Genomic DNA, 3,565 nt, shown 5'->3' with positions numbered 1-3,565 from the left:
ACCGGACCCGAGAGTCCCAGCGCCTCGGCGCCCTTGCCGGCCCAGGCGCTCGCTTTCCTGTGCGCAGGGTCGTTCCTCGCGTAGTAGCCGTCCTTTTCGAAGTACGCCACGCCCTGGGACGGCGAGGCAATCACGCCGATGGAGGCTACCATCCGGGCCTCCCGCCGGGCGGTTGTTCTTGCCGTTCTCGTGTGTCCATGGAGCCCGAATAGCACTTTCTCGCCGAAGAACAAGGCCGGAACGGGCCGGTTCGCAGCCCTGTCGTTGCATGGCGTCAATTGTCGCAGCTGGACAATCACGGGCTGTCGGGCAGCCCTGCCTTGCGAAAGGCCTTCCGCTATGGCGCACATAGCAAATTTGCGATACAATGACGGAGCACATGACATGGACCGTCGCGACCCTCAACAAGACCGTGGATGCGGAGTTGCATGCGTTGCCGCACGATATGCGGGCGCGCTTCGTGCGCATCTGCCAGTTGATCTCCGCGGTCGGCCTCGAACGCATGGACGCGCCCCATGTCAGGCACCTTACCGGCCCGCTATGGGAAATGCGCATGAGCGGCCGTGACGGGACATCGCGGGCGCTCTATGTCACGGCCAGGAACAGACGGGTGGTCGTGGTGCGCGCATTTCTCAAGAAGACGCGGCGGACACCAAAACGTGAGATTGAATTGGCGCTCAGGCGCGCAGGGGAGATACTGCCATGACCAAGGTATCGGAACTGCACAGGGAATGGAGCAAGGCCCCCGAGTACCGGGAGGCATATGATCGTCTCGAGCCGGAGTTCGCGTTGGCGCGCATGCTGATCGAGGCCCGCAGGCGCGCCGCGCTGACCCAGGCCGAGTTGGCTGAACGTATGGAGACGACACAGTCGGTCGTGGCCCGGCTGGAGAGCGGCCGCATCCAGCCGTCGACCCGGACCCTGGAGAGGATCGCCCGCGCCACGGGCACCAGGCTTCGGATCAGCTTCGACCCGGCGTGATGCGGCCTTGGTGCTCTCCGCGACCCGCGTCAACGTCGAGAAGCGGCCGCGGAGTAGGGACGCCGACCGGTTCTCGAGGCGCATCCAGGCGGTATCGAGACAGACGAACGAGTTGTCCTTCGACCTCGAATTGGAAACACGGGTGGTACATCACTTTGGATTTATGCGTGTGGTTACACAGGGATACTCGGGTGTTCGCCGCGCCGACGCCGGTATGCTACGGTGAGGCGCCGAAGTGAGCGATGGCACAAGATCAGCGGAATAACTCAGAAACGCTAATCTCCGTAATTGAGATTGCTCGATTCCATGAGCGTGGTAAACAGACCGTCCACTGGCCTTGATGTCAAGCACCTCGTGGGAAAGGACTCCCGTGGTGCGAAGGCTTCACACATTTCCGTTCAGGACTACGAAACTCCAGACAGCACTTCGACGCCAAGCCCGCCAATGGCAAGGACGCCTCGCCGGAACAACCAGGGGCAGCAGTCTTCTACGTAATCTTGACCGAACCAACCAGAACTCGACCCAGGCCGCTTCAAGGTTGGCTTCTCGACAGACGTATCCGAACGATTGCGCAGCCACAAGACATCCGCGCCATTCTCGAAACTCGTCAGGACATGGCCATGCAGAACCCTTTGGGAGAAGACTGCGATTGATTGCATCACCGCAGGCTGCGAGCAGTTGGGTCCAGAAGTGTTCCGCACCAAAGACATCCAAGACGTCATTCGCCGCGCGGATCGCTTATTTGAGATGGTGCTTGAGCGGCAGCGCCCGCCGCGCGATGACGGGCTGGGCTCCGGTCGAGCCTGCGTGCGTTGCATTGGGCGACCAGCTTGCAGTATGGCTTGATAGGCTCGTGAGGTTCGCCCGTTCCTCCCCGACCAAGGAGCGCCCCGAAGGCGTGACCGGGCGGAACGCAGAAAGGAAGGCGTGAATGGACCGCAATGAGTCGCCTCCTCGCCCGGACTGGCTGTCGGACGACATGTATCCGTTCGAGAGCAAATTCTTCACCACCCCGTCAGGACACCGGATGCACTTCGTCGACGAAGGCGAGGGCGAGCCCATCGTATTCGTGCACGGCAATCCGGCCTGGTCGTTCGAGTTTCGGCACCTGATCGGGAGGCTTCGGTCCGGGTTCCGCTGCGTCGCGGCCGATCATGTCGGGTTCGGGCTGTCGTCGCGCGGCCGGAGTGAAGATCATCACCCGAAGAGTCATGCGGCCCGCTTCGCTTCCCTGATGGACCATCTCGATCTTCAGGACCTTACCCTGGTCATGGAGGACTGGGGTGGACCGATCGGTCTCGACTTCGCGCGCCGGCAGCCGGAACGCGTCAAGCGGCTCGTGATCGGCAACACCTGGTGCTGGTCTGTCCGCAACGAGTTTCACTTCATCTGGTTCAGCTTCTTCATGTCGAGCTGGATCGGGCAGTATCTCCTCAAGCACCACAACCTCTTCGTGAACAGGTTGATGCCGATGGCCGTCGGCGACAAAAGCGTCCTGACGCCGGAGATCATGGCCCATTACCGCCATGCGCTCCCTTCGCCCGAGGCGCGGGCCGCGATGGCCGCCTTCCCCGGTCACATCGTCGGCGCGAGCGACTGGCTCGACGCGATCTGGCGCGAGCGCGCGGCCTTCGCGGACAAGCCCGCCCTTATTGCATGGGGGCACCGCGACATCGCATTCCGAAGGAAGGAACTCGACCGGTGGAAATCCGAGCTTTCCAACGCTGAGGTGCTCGAGTTCGCGGACTGCGGACATTATCTGGCGGAGGAAGCCTCCGAACCTCTGGCAAGTGCGCTTCGGGCTTTCATGCACCGGACGTGAGTGAGTACGCGGTTCCACGCCGGCGGCTTCCGTACGGGCATGGTCGATCACTTGCTGCCGGAGTCTGGCTTTCGTTTGCGACTCACCATCGCATCGGCAATGACGTTGCCGACCCTTTCCGCCACTTCGACAAGATGGCTGTCGGCAAGGTGAGCGTAGCCCGCTGTGGTGCGGTGGCGGCGATGACCGAGCAACTTGCCGACCAGCGGCAGATTCTCGCCCGCCATGACGGCCTGGCTGGCGGCGGTATGTCGAAGGTCGTGCAGGCGGAGCCTGCCGAGCCCGGCATCGGCGCAGGCCGTCCGCCAGCAGTTCGTCAAAATCCAGATACCCCGGCCTTCGGCATGGCGCGGAAACAGGAACGCCGCTGGCTTCCGGGGGCCGGGCAGCGCGTCGATGACAGTGCGCGCGGCCTCGCCGAGCGGCACCGCGCGCGGGCCGGTTTTCGAGTCTTCGAGGTTCAACGCATCGGCGCCGATATTCCGCCAGCGGAGATTGAGCACTTCGCTGCGGCGGCAGCCGGTGAGCGCCAGCAGCCGGATCGCGGCGACGGCCTCGGGCCAGCGCGCCTCGTGTGCGTCGAGAGCGCGCCCGAGCTGGGCCAGTTCGTCGATGTCGAGGAACCGGGCGATCTTCTTCCTCGGGTTCCACTTCATGCCGAGACAGGGGTTGGTGTCGCGCTCGCGCAAGCCCCACTCCTCGGCCCGGAACATCATCGCGCGCAGGATTTCCAGCGCGCGGTTGGCCGCGCCGGGCTTGTCC

At 63.6% G+C, this 3,565-nt stretch carries 4 protein-coding genes; 3 read left to right on the top strand and 1 reads right to left on the bottom strand.

The genetic code is table 11. The annotated features are described in order from the left end of the window. Positions 1–379: 379 nt before the first annotated feature. From OXU42_03920 to OXU42_03910, 3 genes are all read left to right on the top strand, one after another. Positions 380–706 carry a type II toxin-antitoxin system RelE/ParE family toxin gene (locus OXU42_03920; GenBank protein ID MDE0028538.1) on the top strand — a complete coding sequence of 109 codons (327 nt, stop codon included), beginning with the start codon at positions 380–382 and terminating at the stop codon, positions 704–706. Continuing rightward, positions 703–981 (top strand): helix-turn-helix transcriptional regulator, encoded by a 279-nt coding sequence (locus OXU42_03915; protein ID MDE0028537.1) that lies wholly within the window; start codon positions 703–705, stop codon positions 979–981. The genes OXU42_03920 and OXU42_03915 overlap by 4 nt, the downstream gene beginning before the upstream one ends. Positions 982–1,960: 979 nt before the next feature. Continuing rightward, entirely contained in the window at positions 1,961–2,803 is an 843-nt protein-coding gene (locus OXU42_03910; GenBank protein MDE0028536.1) for an alpha/beta fold hydrolase, read from the top strand. Positions 2,804–2,850: 47 nt separating this feature from the next. Here OXU42_03910 and OXU42_03905 read toward each other — a convergent pair. Further along, the coding region (locus OXU42_03905) for a site-specific integrase (GenBank protein MDE0028535.1) at positions 2,851–3,565 on the bottom strand (715 nt) is incomplete at its 5' end.

It is taken from the genome of Deltaproteobacteria bacterium (genome assembly GCA_028818775.1).
In the GTDB taxonomy this organism is placed as follows: domain Bacteria; phylum Desulfobacterota; class Binatia; order UBA9968; family JAJDTQ01; genus JAJDTQ01.
Note: the sequence above shows the minus strand (reverse complement) of the source record. Positions and strands in the feature narration are given on the sequence as shown.